Below are 14,545 nucleotides of genomic sequence, written 5' to 3' on the forward strand. Positions count from 1 at the left end.
TCATTTGCTGATCTTCGATGTCAGCGCTGAGATATGTTGTCATGTCCTCTACTGTTTCAGCGTTCGGCCAAATTGGCTAGACCTGTACGCTGACAGCAGGTGGATTTGACGTGAACTCTCGCGCTAAACGGCTTACCGCTTCTTGATGACCGGCAACACCGTCATCCCGTTCATGTACGGCTGCATGGCCTCGGGCACGTTGACCGAACCGTCGGCGTTCTGGTGGTGCTCTAAGAACGCGACCATCCACCGGGTGGTGGTCAGGGTGCCGTTCAGCGTGGCCGCGGTCTGCGTGCCCTTGCCGTCCGCCTTGCGCTCACGCACGTTCAACCGGCGGGCTTGGAAGGTGGTGCAGTTGGAGGTGGAGGTCAGCTCGCGGTAGGCGTTCTGGGTGGGTACCCACGCCTCGCAGTCGAACTTGCGGGCTGCGGAGGTGCCCAAGTCGCCGGCGGCGATGTCGATCACCCGGTAGGGCACACCCACCTTGGCGAGCATCTCTTCTTCCCACGCCAGCAGCTTGGCGTGCTCGGCTTCGGCCTGCTCCAGGGGGGCGTAGATGAACATTTCTAGTTTGTTGAACTGGTGCACGCGGATGATGCCGCGGGTGTCCTTGCCGTGCGAGCCGGCCTCACGGCGGTAGCAGGAGGACCAGCCGGCGTAGCGGATCGGCCCGTCCGAGAAGTCTAGGATCTCGTCCTTGTGGTAGCCGGCCAGCGCCACCTCGGAGGTGCCGACCAGGTACAGGTCGTCGCGCTCCAGCCGGTAGATCTCGTCGTCGTGTTCCACATCGAACCCGGTGCCGTTCATGATCTCCGGACGAACCAGGTTCGGGGTGATCATCGGCGTGAAGCCGGCGGCCAACGCCTGATCCAGCGCCATGCGCATCAGGGCCAGCTCCAGCAGCGCGCCCACGCCGGTGAGGAAGTAGAAGCGGGAACCGGAGACCTTGGCGCCGCGTTCCATGTCGATGGCGCCGATCAGCTCGGCGATCTCTAGGTGGTCGCGCGGTTCGAAGCCCTCGGCTGCGAAGTCGCGCGGGGTGCCCACGGTCTTGAGCACGTTGAAGTTCTCTTCGCCGCCGGCCGGGATGCCGTCGTGGATCAGGTTCGGGAACTGGCGCTGCAGTGCGGTCAGTTCCTCTTCGGCTGCGGTCACGGCAGCCTCACCGGACTTCACCTGTGCTGCCAAATCTTTCAGCTGGGCCAACAGGGTGGTCTTCTCCTCCCCCTGGGCCTGTGCCACGTTCTTGCCAAGGGCCTTCTGTTCGGCTCGGGCCGACTCGAAGGCGGCGATCGCTTCACGACGGCCGTTCGCGGCTTCCAGCAGCCGATCAACTAGGCTCTCATCCTCTTCGCGGGCACGCTGGGAGGCACGGTACACATCGGGACGGTCAGCAAGATCTCTCAGGTCAATCACGCCAACTAGCCTACCGCGAAAGAGGAGTAGAGTAGGTAAAAATAACATCCAGCGATAATTTTCAAGGATCCATACATGGACATAGCAGCATTCGTGATTGCGCTGGCCGCCCTCGTTGTGGCCGTGGCAACCGCATACATGGCGCGGAACAACCGCAAGCACCTAGAGCGCTACATCCAACGCACCTCCCCGCTGGAGCGCAAGGTCGGCAAACTGGTTTCCGAACGTGAAGGCAGCCGAGTCTCCGACGGCGCGGAGGTCTCGGAGGCGGCGGAGGACAGCGAACGCATCGTCGCTTTGATCCTCAACCCGGTCAAAGAAGGCGCCAAGAAGGTCGAACAGCTGCTACGCACCAAGGCAGCCAAGCACGGCTACGACGACGTGCTTGTCTTGGAGACCACCGAAGACGATCCCGGCAAGCAGATGGCGCTAGACGCGCTGGCCGACCACGCGGAAATCGTGTTTGCCGCCGGCGGTGATGGCACCGTGCGCATGGTGGCCGAAGAGCTGGCAGGCACCGGCGTGCCGATGGGCGTGGTGCCGCTGGGCACCGGCAACCTGCTGGCCCGCAACCTGGACTTCAACGTTGATGACGTGCTGGGCCACACCGAGAAGCTGTTCACCGGCTGGCACCGCAAGGTGGACACCATGATGCTGACCATCAAGATGGCCGACGGTTCCGAACAGACCCGCCGTTCCCTGGTGATCGCCGGGGTGGGTGCGGACGCCATGATGATCCGGGACACCAAGGACGAGCTGAAGGCCATCGCCGGTTGGCTGGCCTACGGTGAAGCCGGGTTGAAACAGCTGGTCGGTAAACGCCAGCGCGTGCGCATCGGGGTGGACGGTCAGCCGGCTCAGGTTCGGAAGATCCGGTCGGTCATGTTCGCCAACGTCGGTCAGCTGCAGGCCGGGGTGCACTTCGTCCCGGACGCCATCATCGATGACGGCCTGCTGGACGTCGTTGTCCTTTCCCCTTCCGGCGGGTTGGGTTGGTTGTCCGTGGCACGACAGACCGTGACCGGACGCTCCCGGTCCAACGAGGCCATTGAGTTCTTGCAGGGCAAGCGCGTGAAGTTCTCCGTGCTCGATGGCGGCGACATTGCCTGCCAGCTGGACGGGGACGTCATCGGTGACATCACCGAGATCACCGCCCAGGTGGACCCGGGCTCACTGCTGGTCGTCGTCCCGCACTAAGCTAGCGCCCGCCGGAGAGCAGGGACTGCACCCAGGTTCGGGCGGCGGCGTAGGCGTTGTCGGAGACAATCTCATCCACGACCAAGCGCTGCTTGTCCGCCCGCGGGTAGGAACCCAAGAACTTGGTGGTCGGGCTGAGCCGGTACACCCCGGTGACGGCGTCTTGGACCCGGGCCTCGGCCAGGTGTCCGTCCACGTCGATGGAGAAGAAATAGGAACCCAGTCCGGAGCCGGTCGGCCGGGACTCAATCCGGGACAGGTTCACGTGGGACACCGCGAAGTAGTCCAGAATCTCCAGCAGGGCACCGGGCCGGTCATTCTCCGGTAGCGGGATCACCAGCGAGGTCTTGTCTGAACCGGTCACCGGCGGCAGCGCCGTTGGCCGGGTGACCAGCACGAAGCGGGTCACGGCCCCCACCCGGTCTTCGATGGCGTTAGCCAGCACGTTCAGCTTCAACTGGTGCACCACATGCGGGGAGCACACCGCTGCTTGGGTGAGCAGCTCCGGGTTGGCGGTAAAGTCCGCGTTAGCCAGCGCCGTGGCCGCCGCAGCGGTGGAGGAAGACGGCAGATACTCGGCTTGGCTGATGTTGGCGTCGGCCCAATGCCGCACTTGCGCCCACGCGTGGGTGTGGGTGGCGACGGTCTTTACCTCGCTCAGGGAGGTTGCCGCGTCCGGGTGGTTGGCCGCTGCCAGCACAAAGGAGATCGGCACCAGCACTTCCCGGATGATCCGCAGCTGGTCCCCTTCGGCGATGGCGTCGAGCGTTGCGCTGACCCCGCCTTCCACCGAGTTCTCGATGGGCACCATCGCCGCGTCCGCTTCCCCGGAGCGTACCTGCGCCAGCGCCGTCTCCACATTGGAAACGGGGATGGCGGTGTGCTCTGGATCAGCCAAGTCGATGACTTGGGACAGGGCGGCTTCGGTGAAGGTCCCGACCGGACCGAGGAAGGTGTAGCGCATGAAGGGGTGTGTTACCTGTCTATAAAAGGGGCCGATCGTCGGCCGAAGGTGCTTAGCGGATGGTGGGTTCTTCGCCGTTTTCGCTCACCAGCGGCAGTTGAGCGTCCATCCACGCGCCGGAGCCTCCGGCCACGTCAATGACGGTGTAGCCCTGGGAGTTCAGCCACTCGCAGGCGCGGCGGGAGCGGCCGCCGGAACGGCAGATGATGTAGTTGTCCTCATCCGGGTCGATCTCGTCGATGCGGTCGGCCAGTTCGCTCAGCGGCAGGTGCACGGCACCTTCGGCATGGCCGAGGTCCCACTCGTCCTGTTCGCGGATGTCGATGATCTTGGCACCGGCCGGAATCTGTTCTGGGGTCACAGTTTCGAAGTCACTCATGGTGACCAGATTACTACCTGAGCCCTGCCGGTGAGCAGTCTGTCCGCGACGATTACGCTGCTGGCGGCGGGAAGTGCCGGTACCCGTTCAGCTCCAGGGTGGCGCGCAGCCCGCGGCCCAGTTCTGCTTCCGGGACGTCGACCGGGTTGGTCAGGAGCACTCCGGCACCCATCGGTTGGATGTAGACGCCGTCACTGGTCTGTTGGATCGGCACGATCGCGCTCGGCAACCACAGCTGTAGCCCGCACGGGATATCCCAACCGCCCTCAGGCGGGCGGAGCTCGGTGCCCCGGGACAGGGTGTGCACCATGATCGGTTCCCAGGTCTGCACCAAAGTGTCGATGAGGGTGTGGGACAGTGCCAGCAGGGTTTGCGGCAGGCTCATCGAGTTCAGCTGCTGGTGGCGCGGATGGATCTTGATCCGGACCCGCTGCAACGGATGTGCTTGGCCCAAGGTGGGTCCTCCGGCGAGCACCCCGATGTGGATGCCGTACTCGTCAGCGATCGGGCCGGTCGGACCTTGGCTGATCAGTTGGAAGTCGGCGTGCAGGGACACGCTCTGGCCGAATGGGGCACCTGGTTGCTGTTGATCCGCCATCGCCGGGTACTGGTTCAAGGTGTGGTGCAGCTGTGCTTCGCTGCCGTCCCAGACACCGACTGCGGGGCAAATCCATTGCCGGATGTTGAGCTTGCCTGCCACCTGATAGAGCGTGCCGGTCAGTCGGGAGACGATCTCCTGCGGGCTGAGTTTGGTGCGGCCCAGTACCGCGGTGGTGGTGAAGGAGGGACCGAAGTAAGTGGGTGCCATGGTTAGCCTTCCTGCCCGGTGCGCGAAGTAATGGTGATGCCGGCGATGCCGTTTTGGGCTAGCAGTTGCTGCAGGAACTCTTGTTCTTCAGCGCTGCGGACCTTCCACTGGACGGGCGCACCGTGCGCCTGTTCGGTTTGCAGCAGGGCGGTGGCGACGAACTGCTGTTCGACCCACATGAGGGTGGCCGGGTTGTTTCGGTCGTTGAACCAATCCTGCGGCAGCTCAACGTTCATGCCCTTGCTGGCAGGCAATTTCGGGGCGGCCATCGGTTGGGCCGGTGGCTGCTGAGGGTATGGCTGCGCAGCTGGCTGCGGCTGACCGTACTGCTGCGGCGGCACTGGGGGCACTGGGGGCACTGGAGCCATAGGTTGCTGGGGTGCCACCTGTGGGGCAGGCTGCTGGTGTGGCTCAAAGGGTTTGTGTGTCTCAAAGGACTGCGGGGCAGGAGCCTCATTGACAGGAGCCTCGTTGACAGCAGGTTCGGTGACAGCGGTCTCGGTTCGCGCTTCAGGTTGGGCCGCTTCGGTTGGTTGCTGTTCTTCGACTTGGGCGGCGGCGACGGCCGATTCCAGCCATGCCGGTGTCGTGTCCGCGTCTCGTCGGAAGAGATCCACTTCCTGCATGAAGCTGCCGCGTCGTGGGGGTTGGAACCAGACCGGTTCATCGTCGTAGTTGTAGTCGACGTCCATTTGGGCGTCCTGGTCCACGGTGAACCCTGCTTGGAACCAGGCGCCTTTGCCCGGTTGGTACATCGCCTGACGCAAGTCGCGTAAAGGCTGATCGAGTCCTTGCGGCAGTGGCGGGGTCGGTCCTTTCGGGTCTACTTCGAGCCGGTGCATCCATTCCTCGCCGATTGTCTGCACAGTCAGGCGCATACTGGTCGCGTTATCTGGCAGGGCCGCGTACAGGATTTCGCCCACGTGTTGGGTAGCAGCGTTGAGGCGATCGAAATACTCTTGCTGTTCGGGGGTTCCCTCGGCCTCTACGTCCACGACCTGTTCCGGTTGGCCGAACAATTCGGAACCCAGATCCTGGTCTTCGGCTTCAGCTGGCTCCTCGTGCTGCTGGTGATCTAGCTGGTGTCCTGGGGTGATTTCTTCCCCGGTTGCGGCATTGAACATGCGCCAGTTCTGCTCGCCACCGACATCGACCAGCAGCTGCATCAGTTCTGGGGTCGGCTGGCTGACCATCAGCCAGCGGAACTGCCCACCGTGGACGGTGCCGTCAAAGGACTCCACCCCGTAGGGGATCATCAAACCAAAGCGGTCATCGAACCATTGGGTTCCCATCCCCCGGTCCAAGATCTCGTCATTGATCCGCTGGACGACGTGGCCCACGGAACCCAGCGGCGGATAATGTTCCGCCGGCCAGTTCATCATCTCGTTGGGGTGACCCAACGCGTCGGGCACACGGTGCACAATCATCAGCAATCCCATGCCACCTAGCCTAAACGACCAAACTGAGTGAACGTGACACGGCCATGCAAAGAGAACATGAACACGCCTATAGTGGATGACCATGACTGCCCAAAACGGTACTGACGATCTCACGTCCCTGTCCGCAACAACCCTCGTGGACCGGCTCCGCGCCCAAAAAGTCACCCCGCAAAATGTTCGGGACGCCTTCGTGGCCCGCATTCAAAAACTGAACCCGGAACTCGGTGCGTTCACCTTTGTGGACGCCGACGCCGCCGCCGACGCAGACCTAACCACCATCTTGGCCGGGTTGCCCCAAGCCGCGAAGGACGTCTGGGATGTCACCGGACAACCCACCACCTTCGGCACCGCCGCCCTACCGGACTACATCGCCAACGCCGACTCCCCACCCATGGCCGCGCTCCGGCAGGCCGGGGCCACCTTCGTGGGCAAAACCCAAGTGCCCGAGTTCGCGCTGAACGCCTACTCCGAAAACCTGATCGCTCCGCCGGCCCGTAACCCACTCGACCCCGAGCGCACCGCCGGCGGCTCCTCGGGCGGCACCGCCGCAGCCGTCGCGGCACGTATGCTGCCGGCAGCCTTGGGCAACGACGGTGGCGGTTCCATCCGCATCCCTGCCGCCGCCTGCGGAATCATTGGTCTGAAACCCGGCCGCGGCACCGTCCCCGCCGACCAAGCCGGGGTCCAATCCGAGATCGCCGGCACCGTCGCGCAGCTGACCTGCACCGGCCCGCTGGCCCGGTCCGCCGAAGACGCCGGCCTAATGATGGACGCGCTGATGGGCCGCACCGACGGTTACTACCGCGGCGCCGGCCGCGCCGGAACCGAACACGGTTTCAGCTCCGGCACCCTGAACATCGGTGTCTCCACCGCCACCCCGTTCACCCCGGACATCGATATTTCGGTCAACTGGCGCGCCTTGACCGCCCTCAGCCGTGCTGCCGTCCAGCTAGCCCAAGACGGGCACCGGATCCAAGAGGCGGAGATCCGCTACCAGGGCGGCTACGCCAACTACTTCACCACCGTGTGGACCTCCGCCCTGCAACGCAACCCGATGCCCGGACTCGAGCTGGACAAGCTCACCCACCTGACCCGATCCTTCGTGGATCAGTCCGCCGGCTACAGCCAGGCGCACATGGATCACGCCATGGCTGAACTCAGCGCGCTGGCCGAGAACGCGATCGAACAACTAGGTCAATACGATGTGGTCCTGACCCCGATGTTGGCCATGGTGCCGCCGAAGATCGGTGAGTTCACTGCCCTGGCCGGTCCGGAAGACTACAAGCTGCAGTGCCAGTTCACCCCGTACACCTCCATGGTGAATGTGTTCGGGTTGCCTGCCATCTCCGTGCCGGTCTTCCAAGACCCTCGCTCAGAGTTGAGCTGGTCGGTCCAGCTCATTGGCCGCAGCGGTTCCGAGGCCCAACTGCTGATGCTGGCCGGGCACCTACACAACCAGCTGATGGGTTAAGCCCAGCCCCGCACCAAGGCAAAACAACGGTGGGGAGTGGTTCCTAATCTGTGTGGAACCACTCCCCGCCTGCTGTCTGCGGCGCTACCGCAAACCGTTTTTTACTTCTCTACCTGCTCGGCAAAGCTGCTATCGACGTACGCGGACTCGTCTTGGGCCTCCTTGTACTCGAGAGCACCCACGCCCATCCAGATCTGCTCCATCTTCTTCAGCTGATCCGGTTTCGGAGCCAGGTCAGGCTCCCACGTGTACAGCGGCACCGACTTCACCTGTTCGGGGGTCTGCTCGGTCGCTTCGGCGATGATCTTCACGTTTTCATCGGAGTAGCGGTCCTCACCCTGCAGGTCTTGGACCGCACGGGCGCCCGCTGGAACACGAACGCGGCTTCGGGCGCCTTCTCGGCGCGCAGCGATGACTTGATCGTCCCGGTCGTCTTTGTCTCCAAGCCGCCCAAGATCCGCAACAGGGTGGATTTGCCGCAGCCGGAGGGCCCGACGATGCAGGTGAAAGAACCTTCCTCCAGCTGCAGGTCAATGTCGGCCAGGGCTTGCACCCGGGTCGCTCCGGGGAAGATCTTGTTCAACCCGAGCACATCGTAGGCCAGCGCCGTTGCCGGACCTTCCTCGCGCACTTGCGTGTCGATGCTCATCGCTCGCAGTTTCCTAGGTCAATGTCGGATCTGCACTTGTTCTTGCTCTTGCGAGCATAGTGCCGCTGTTGTACTCCACCGATAAGGCTCAGAAATATGAAGCGGTGGTGAATTTTCACCACCGCTTCAGCGCCATGACAAAGTTGTGGCTACTGGGTGAGGAAGAAGATGGCGACCATGGCAATGATCGCGATCGGCACCACCCAGCGGATCATGCGCGCCCCACCCGAGGGGTAGGACTGCTGGTTTCCCTGAGCCCACTCGTACTGTGGGTTGTGGAACCGGTCCGCGGAAGGATCATGCGGGGTGCTGTAGCCGGCGGAGGGATCTTGCGGTTTCGGCTGGCTGTACCCGGCCGGCGAGTCGTTTTTATATTGCGGCAAATCCGAGGGGAACATCGGTTTGGAAGGGGTCTGGCCTTCCTTGAACTCCGGCAAATCGGAGGGGAACCGGGGTTTGCCATCGGCTGGGCGATCATTGAACGGTTCGGCAAGCGGCTGATCTCGGTACGGATTGGACGCGTTCGGGTCGTTCGGATCGGACGGATACGGCTGCTGCGGATTGTTCTGTGCCATGCCCCAACTCTACTAAGGAGCAGGGTCCGGTCGCAGTCCCAGGACCCACCGGATTGCGGAATATGTGCGCCAAACCGACCACCTTGACCTGATTTCTGCTTAATTTCACCCAGAGCTTGCCGATTCTTTACGCGGTCATTCCCAATACTGGACAGAATCTGTAAAGCTTATAAGTATGGCTGACACTAACTACCCGAGAGCCGGTAAACCGGCCGAAGCTTCCGATCTGTGTGACATCGCTGCGCTGGAAAATGCGTACTACGAATTGCACCCAGATCCAGAGTTAGAAGCGCAAAAGGTCACCTTCGGCACCTCCGGGCACCGTGGCAGCTCCCTTAATACCTCTTTCAACGAGGACCACATCGCCGCCATCACCCAGGCGATCGTCGAATACCGATCCGCCCAGGGCATCAACGGCCCCGTGCTCGTCGGCCGTGACACGCACGCCCTCTCCGGCCCCGCCCAGCAGACCGTGCTGGAAGTGCTGACGGCCAACGAAGTGACCGCGCTGGTTGATTCCCGCGACGGCTACACCCCGACTCCGGCCCTATCCCACGCGATCATCCAGCTGAACAAGGCCCACACCACCGGCGGCACCCGCGAGCGCCTGCCGGAGAACGCCCTGGTTGATGGCATCATCCTGACGCCGAGCCACAACCCACCCACCGATGGCGGCATCAAGTACAACCCGCCCCACGGTGGGCCGGCCGACACGGACGCGACCAACTGGATCGCCCGCCGCGCCAACGAGCTGCTGGGGCAGGGGGCCAAGAACATCAACCGGTTGTCCCTGCACCGGACCGCAGCCAAATCGCTGATTCGTCCCTACGACTTCATGGGCAACTACGTCCGGGACCTGACGAAGGTCCTCAACCTTGAGGCCATCCGTGAAGAGGGCATCAAGATCGCGGCCGACCCGATGGGTGGGGCCAGCGTGAAGTACTGGGAAGAAATCGCCGCCGTCCACGGGCTGGACATCACCGTCGTGAACAACGCCGTCGACCCACAATTCGGATTCATGACCCTGGACTGGGACGAACAGATCCGCATGGACTGCTCCTCCCCCTACGCCATGGCGTCGCTGCTGGAGAGCATGAAATCCGACAAATACGATCTAGCCGTCGGCAATGACGCGGACGCTGATCGGCACGGCATCGTCACCCGCGATGCCGGCCTGATGAACCCCAACCACTACTTGGCCGCCGCCATCAACTTCCTCTACCGCGTGCGCGGTCAATGGCCGGTCACCGCAGGCATCGGCAAAACCCTCGTGTCCTCTTCCATGATTGACCGCGTCGCGGCAGGTCTTGGTCGGGAACTCTACGAAGTACCGGTTGGCTTCAAGTGGTTCGTGCCTGATTTGGACTCCGGTTCCATCATGTTCGGTGGCGAAGAATCCGCAGGCGCATCCTTCAACACCTTCCGCGGCAACCCGTTCTCCACTGACAAAGATGGCATCCTGCTCGCGCTATTGGCCGGCGAAATGATGGCCGTGTCCAAGCGCAGCCCCTCCGAGTCTTACGCACGGCTGGAGAACCGGTACGGTGTCAGCCACTACGCCCGCGTCGACGCCGTCGCCACCCCGGAACAAAAGAAGATCTTGGGTGCTCTCAACGCCGAGAACGTCCCGGGTGACACCCTCGCGGGTGAGCCCATCACGGCGAAGATGACCCACGCCGCCGGTAACAACGCCCCTATCGGCGGCCTGAAGGTCACCACCGAGAACGCCTGGTTCGCGGCCCGCCCATCGGGCACCGAGGACGTGTACAAGATCTACGCCGAGTCGTTCGTCTCCAGCGAGCACCTCAAGCAGGTCCAGGCCGAGGCGCAGACCTTGGTCGACGGCCTCCTCAAGAAGTAGCCACCATGACCGGCGAGCAACAGCTAGCCGGTGGGGTTGTCCACCTGCTGCCGGAGGATCTGCAACAGGCCCTACTGGCCGAGCCGGCGATCACGGCGGCGTGGCAGGACATTACGCCGCTGGCCAGAAATGAGTGGATCTGCTGGGTCGAGGACGCCAAGCAGGCCGCCACCCGAGCAAAGCGGATCGGTCGTGCTCAAGAGGAGTTGGCTGCCGGCAAACGGCGCCCTTGCCGCTGGCCGGGCTGTGCCCACCGGGAGAAAACCGGGAAAGCTTAGAGCTTCTTGGGTTACTGACCCAGCCAGTTCTGCACGATGCGCCGCTTCGCGCCCGTGAACGGCGGGTAGGCCAACCGCAAAGTGTCCATGCCCAACGGTTTGGAGAACACCGGGCGGTCCTGGCTGAACGTGTCGAAGCCGTACTTCATGTGGTAGTTCCCGAACCCGGAGGCGCCCACACCGCCGAACGGCAGGTCTTGGACACCCATCTGGGCCAACGTCACGTTGTGGACGATGGCCCCGGCCCGCACCTGTTCCTCGAACGCCCGTTGCTGTCGGTGCGAATCCGAGAAGAGGTAGGCGGCCAACGGTTCGGGCCGTTGCCGGATGAACTCAATGGCAGCCGCCAACGACTCGACCTGCAGCACCGGCAGCACCGGCCCAAAAATCTCTTCCCGCAGCACCGCGTCGCTAGGATGCACATCCACCAGCACCGTCGGCTCAATGTATTTGCGGGTCACATCGGTTCGGCCACCGCACAGGATCTTCCCCTGCCCCAAGTAACTACTCACCCGGGTGAAGTTCGCCCGGTTAATCATCCGCCCCAAATCGGTCGAGCGAGACGGGTCCTTACCGTAAAACTCCTTGATCGCCTCCGGCAACTCCCGCACCAGCGCCTCGTAGGCCTCCGAACTGGTGGCCAACACATAGTCTGGGGCAACACAGGTCTGGCCCGCATTGGTGAACTTGCCGTACACAATCCGACGGGCGATGGTGACAGCGTTCCCGGAAGTCACGACCACCGGGCATTTGCCGCCGAGCTCCAGCGTCACCGGGGTGAGCTGTTCCGCGGCCGCCCGGTACACGGCTTTGCCGACACGTTGGGAACCGGTAAAGAAGATGTGATCGAACTTGTGGCCAAGCAAATGTTGCGCCGTGTCCGCATCTCCCGGCACCACGGTCAACGCTTTGGCGTCGAGGTACTTCGGGAGCAGCTCGACGAGCAGCGCAGTCGTGGCCTTGGAGATTTCGCTGGGTTTGAGGACCACCGAGTTGCCGGCGGCCATCGCGCTGACGGCCGGCATCAGACTCAGCGCCAGCGGGTAGTTCCACGGTGAAATCACCAGCACCAACCCCAGCGGCTGGGCCACCACACGGGCGGAAGCCGGCTGCAACTTGAACGGAATCCTGACGGTCTCCGGCTCCATCCAGTCCGCCAAGTGCAGCAACACTTGGTCGATCTCGGCGGAGAGCCGCTCAATCTCGGTGAGCCCGGACTCAACCGGGTGCTTGCCAAGATCCTGATACAGGGCGCGATAGATGGCGTTGCGGTTTTCCTGCAAGAAGGTCCGCAACCCGCGCAGCGCCTCGATCCGGTGCTTGCGTTGGACCATGAACCGCTCATCCACGGCCCGGCGCATGAAGGCCACCGCGGTGTCCACCTCACCGGAGTTACTCACGATCGGCTGCTCACCGGTGATCGGCACGGGGGTGTTTGCTGCTCGGCCTCGTCGCATACGGCTCAATTCCAACGTCAAGAGTGGGTGTGATGGTATTCCTTCGACTCTAACCGCAAATCCGCCCTGAGGCGGCAAATGTTTTAGGATTGAGAATGTGGTGGCTTATTGGCATGAGGAATGGTCCTCACAGGAATGGTTAGAAACGGTAACGACGTGGGTCGATCACGTGCTGCAAGTGTACGAGCTCGAACGCACCGGTGATCTACAACGTCGACGCGACCGTGACTTCTCTGCCCTGCTTGCCGTGCCCACCAACCTGGGCCGGCTCTGGTTCAAGGCCTCCAACCCGAACCAGCTGCACGAGGCCACGCTGACCGCGCAACTGTCCGAACTGGCCCCGCACCGCGTCGCCAAACCGCTGTCGATCGAACCCAATCTGGGCTGGTCACTGACCCCCGACTACGGCGAAACCTTCATGGCACTACCCGCAGCCGATCCCGCCGTCTGGCAGCTGCTGCTGGCCGACTACGCCGGCTTCCAACAGGAACTGGCCGGCGATGGCTTCCGCGAACAAATCTTCAACGCCGGCGTCATGGTACTGGACCCGGCCTGGCTGCCCCAATACGTGGAGTCCCAATTGGAGATCCACGCCATGTCCGATCCGGACCACCCGTTCCACCTCGACGGGGCCGCCGCCGACCGCCTCTTCGTGAACATGGACCAAATCCAGCAATGGTGCACCATGCTCGAGCAAGGGCCCGTGCCGTTGATGTTGGATCACCAAGACTTGCACCGGCACAACGTGCTGGTCCCGGCAACCATGGGCTCCCCGCTGCGCTACCTCGACTTCTCAGACACCTTCTGGGCGCACCCCTTCTCCTCGCTGGCCAAACCGCTGCGCACCATCGCCGCCGAGTTCGAAACCAAACTGAATCCCGACGATCCCCGCATCGTCGCGATCTTGGGCGCCTACCTGGAAAAATTCAGCGACTACGGCTGCCCTGACGAGATGTATGAACTGGTGGAGCCCGCCCTGCGGCTGGCCCGCCTCCAAGAACACCAAATCTGGATGACCTTGATGGCCGGGGTCGACGAAGCCACGCAACGCAAATACGCCGCCGACGTGCTGCGGCCACTGCGTCAACTGCTCGACCCGGTCTTGATCACCGCCTAAGAAAGGGCACGAACTCTCGTCGTGACTGAAAACAACACCCTGCTCGGGGATATCCCCACCATCCCCAATGTGCTCTCCATCGCCGGTTCCGACCCCTCCGGCGGCGCCGGGATCCAAGCGGACATCAAGTCCATCAGCGCCAACGGCGGCTACGCCATGGCGGCACTGACCGCACTGACCGCCCAAAACACCCAAGGGGTCACCGGCGCCCTGAACATCGCCCCGGAATTCGTGCGCGCCCAACTCGATGCCGTCGCCGAGGACGTCCACATTGACGCCATCAAGATCGGCATGCTCTCCTCCGCGGACATCATCACCGCGGTCCGGGCCTTCCTGCAAGACGTGAAGAAGAACCAGTCGCCGGCCCCCACCATCGTGCTAGACCCGGTGATGGTCGCCACCAGCGGGGACCGGTTGCTCGATGAAGAAGCCGAGGCCGCGATCAAAGAGCTCCTCGCCGAGGCGGACCTGATCACCCCGAACATCCCAGAACTCGCCGTCCTCTCCGACTCCGGGGTCGCCGAAACCCTCGACGCGGCCCGCACCCAAGCCACCGCCCTGGCCCAACAGCACGATGTGCTGGTGCTACTGAAGGGCGGACACCTGCCCGCCAACGCGGACGGCCAGCTCACCGACGAACTCGTCGGTGCCGAAGGCGTCATCGAATCGTTCAACGTCCCCCACATCGCCTCCCCCAACACGCACGGGACCGGCTGCTCCCTATCCTCCGCGCTAGCCACCCAGTACGCCCGCACCGGCGACTGGGTCCCAGCCGTCACCGCCGCCCAAGCCTGGCTCAACCAGGCCATCGCAGACTCCGGGCTACTGACCGTCGGCGGCGGAACCGAGGAACACGGCCCGCAGGCGGATCCCACCGCGGTCGAACGCACCGGCCACGGACCCATCAACCACTTCGGACAACTCTGGGGCTAAG

At 63.3% G+C, this 14,545-nt stretch carries 15 protein-coding genes; 6 read left to right on the plus strand and 9 right to left on the minus strand.

Annotated features, from left to right (window positions below; all coding sequences use genetic code 11):
- Positions 1-132 precede the first annotated feature (132 nt).
- Entirely contained in the window at positions 133-1,416 is a 1,284-nt protein-coding gene (gene serS, locus ACFFFR_RS08295) for a serine--tRNA ligase (protein WP_377459490.1), read from the minus strand.
- A gap of 75 nt (positions 1,417-1,491) precedes the next feature.
- Between serS and ACFFFR_RS08300 the strand changes: the two genes are divergently transcribed.
- Entirely contained in the window at positions 1,492-2,613 is a 1,122-nt protein-coding gene (locus ACFFFR_RS08300) for a diacylglycerol/lipid kinase family protein (RefSeq protein ID WP_377459492.1), read from the plus strand.
- A gap of 1 nt (position 2,614) precedes the next feature.
- Here ACFFFR_RS08300 and pheA read toward each other — a convergent pair whose 3' ends face one another.
- From pheA to ACFFFR_RS08320, 4 genes are read right to left on the minus strand one after another with little or no spacing between them, the layout of a single operon-like run.
- Positions 2,615-3,577, minus strand: a complete 963-nt coding sequence (gene pheA / locus ACFFFR_RS08305; protein WP_377459494.1) for a prephenate dehydratase — start codon at positions 3,575-3,577, stop codon at positions 2,615-2,617.
- 52 nt (positions 3,578-3,629) lie between these two features.
- Positions 3,630-3,956 (minus strand): rhodanese-like domain-containing protein, encoded by a 327-nt coding sequence (locus tag ACFFFR_RS08310; protein WP_377459496.1) that lies wholly within the window; start codon positions 3,954-3,956, stop codon positions 3,630-3,632.
- A gap of 52 nt (positions 3,957-4,008) precedes the next feature.
- Positions 4,009-4,764: a hypothetical protein gene (locus ACFFFR_RS08315; protein ID WP_377459498.1), complete on the minus strand. Its 756-nt coding sequence runs from the start codon at positions 4,762-4,764 to the stop codon at positions 4,009-4,011.
- A 2-nt stretch (positions 4,765-4,766) separates the two neighbouring features.
- Positions 4,767-6,203, minus strand: a complete 1,437-nt coding sequence (locus ACFFFR_RS08320; RefSeq protein WP_377459499.1) for a hypothetical protein — start codon at positions 6,201-6,203, stop codon at positions 4,767-4,769.
- Between the two features lie 82 nt (positions 6,204-6,285).
- On the opposite strand from ACFFFR_RS08320, the gene ACFFFR_RS08325 reads away from it, so the two are divergent.
- Positions 6,286-7,674 (plus strand): amidase, encoded by a 1,389-nt coding sequence (locus ACFFFR_RS08325; protein WP_377459501.1) that lies wholly within the window; start codon positions 6,286-6,288, stop codon positions 7,672-7,674.
- A gap of 101 nt (positions 7,675-7,775) precedes the next feature.
- Here ACFFFR_RS08325 and ACFFFR_RS08330 read toward each other — a convergent pair whose 3' ends face one another.
- The 3 genes from ACFFFR_RS08330 to ACFFFR_RS08340 all read right to left on the minus strand — a co-directional run bounded on the left by ACFFFR_RS08330 (position 7,776) and on the right by ACFFFR_RS08340 (position 8,898).
- Positions 7,776-7,985 (minus strand): hypothetical protein, encoded by a 210-nt coding sequence (locus ACFFFR_RS08330; protein WP_377459503.1) that lies wholly within the window; start codon positions 7,983-7,985, stop codon positions 7,776-7,778.
- The gene (locus tag ACFFFR_RS08335) at positions 7,982-8,323 is read right to left on the minus strand and encodes an ATP-binding cassette domain-containing protein (RefSeq protein ID WP_377459505.1); all 342 of its coding nucleotides are present in this window, start codon (positions 8,321-8,323) and stop codon (positions 7,982-7,984) included. Before ACFFFR_RS08335 ends, ACFFFR_RS08330 begins: the two co-directional genes overlap by 4 nt.
- A 149-nt stretch (positions 8,324-8,472) precedes the next feature.
- Entirely contained in the window at positions 8,473-8,898 is a 426-nt protein-coding gene (locus ACFFFR_RS08340) for a hypothetical protein (protein ID WP_377459507.1), read from the minus strand.
- Between the two features lie 175 nt (positions 8,899-9,073).
- Between ACFFFR_RS08340 and pgm the strand changes: the two genes are divergently transcribed.
- Both pgm and ACFFFR_RS08350 read left to right on the plus strand, forming a co-directional pair.
- Positions 9,074-10,759 carry a phosphoglucomutase (alpha-D-glucose-1,6-bisphosphate-dependent) gene (gene pgm, locus ACFFFR_RS08345; protein ID WP_377459508.1) on the plus strand — a complete coding sequence of 562 codons (1,686 nt, stop codon included), beginning with the start codon at positions 9,074-9,076 and terminating at the stop codon, positions 10,757-10,759.
- A 5-nt stretch (positions 10,760-10,764) separates the two neighbouring features.
- Complete coding sequence (locus ACFFFR_RS08350; RefSeq protein WP_377459509.1) at positions 10,765-11,037, plus strand: YdeI/OmpD-associated family protein; 273 nt, start codon at positions 10,765-10,767, stop codon at positions 11,035-11,037.
- A gap of 11 nt (positions 11,038-11,048) precedes the next feature.
- On the opposite strand, the gene ACFFFR_RS08355 is transcribed toward ACFFFR_RS08350, so the two are convergent.
- Entirely contained in the window at positions 11,049-12,494 is a 1,446-nt protein-coding gene (locus ACFFFR_RS08355) for an aldehyde dehydrogenase family protein (protein ID WP_377459511.1), read from the minus strand.
- A gap of 100 nt (positions 12,495-12,594) precedes the next feature.
- Between ACFFFR_RS08355 and ACFFFR_RS08360 the strand changes: the two genes are divergently transcribed.
- Together ACFFFR_RS08360 and thiD are read left to right on the plus strand one after the other, a co-directional pair.
- Positions 12,595-13,611 (plus strand): hypothetical protein, encoded by a 1,017-nt coding sequence (locus ACFFFR_RS08360; protein ID WP_377459512.1) that lies wholly within the window; start codon positions 12,595-12,597, stop codon positions 13,609-13,611.
- A 21-nt stretch (positions 13,612-13,632) separates the two neighbouring features.
- Positions 13,633-14,544, plus strand: coding sequence for a bifunctional hydroxymethylpyrimidine kinase/phosphomethylpyrimidine kinase (thiD, locus tag ACFFFR_RS08365; RefSeq protein ID WP_377459514.1), 912 nt, complete (start codon positions 13,633-13,635; stop codon positions 14,542-14,544).
- The last annotated feature ends 1 nt before the right edge of the window (position 14,545 follow it).

This window comes from Micrococcoides hystricis, from assembly GCF_042434215.1.
Lineage (GTDB): Bacteria > Actinomycetota > Actinomycetes > Actinomycetales > Micrococcaceae > Micrococcoides > Micrococcoides hystricis.

What these genes read in the sequence shown, in the direction of transcription:
- ACFFFR_RS08300 (WP_377459492.1), top strand. Translation starts at nt 1,492, where the DNA reads ATGGACATAGCAGCATTCGTGATTGCGCTGGCCGCCCTCGTTGTGGCC.
- pheA (WP_377459494.1), bottom strand. Translation starts at nt 3,577, where the DNA reads ATGCGCTACACCTTCCTCGGTCCGGTCGGGACCTTCACCGAAGCCGCC.
- ACFFFR_RS08310 (WP_377459496.1), bottom strand. Translation starts at nt 3,956, where the DNA reads ATGAGTGACTTCGAAACTGTGACCCCAGAACAGATTCCGGCCGGTGCC.
- ACFFFR_RS08315 (WP_377459498.1), bottom strand. Translation starts at nt 4,764, where the DNA reads ATGGCACCCACTTACTTCGGTCCCTCCTTCACCACCACCGCGGTACTG.
- ACFFFR_RS08320 (WP_377459499.1), bottom strand. Translation starts at nt 6,203, where the DNA reads ATGGGATTGCTGATGATTGTGCACCGTGTGCCCGACGCGTTGGGTCAC.
- ACFFFR_RS08325 (WP_377459501.1), top strand. Translation starts at nt 6,286, where the DNA reads ATGACTGCCCAAAACGGTACTGACGATCTCACGTCCCTGTCCGCAACA.
- ACFFFR_RS08335 (WP_377459505.1), bottom strand. Translation starts at nt 8,323, where the DNA reads ATGAGCATCGACACGCAAGTGCGCGAGGAAGGTCCGGCAACGGCGCTG.
- ACFFFR_RS08340 (WP_377459507.1), bottom strand. Translation starts at nt 8,898, where the DNA reads ATGGCACAGAACAATCCGCAGCAGCCGTATCCGTCCGATCCGAACGAC.
- pgm (WP_377459508.1), top strand. Translation starts at nt 9,074, where the DNA reads ATGGCTGACACTAACTACCCGAGAGCCGGTAAACCGGCCGAAGCTTCC.
- ACFFFR_RS08350 (WP_377459509.1), top strand. Translation starts at nt 10,765, where the DNA reads ATGACCGGCGAGCAACAGCTAGCCGGTGGGGTTGTCCACCTGCTGCCG.
- ACFFFR_RS08355 (WP_377459511.1), bottom strand. Translation starts at nt 12,494, where the DNA reads ATGCGACGAGGCCGAGCAGCAAACACCCCCGTGCCGATCACCGGTGAG.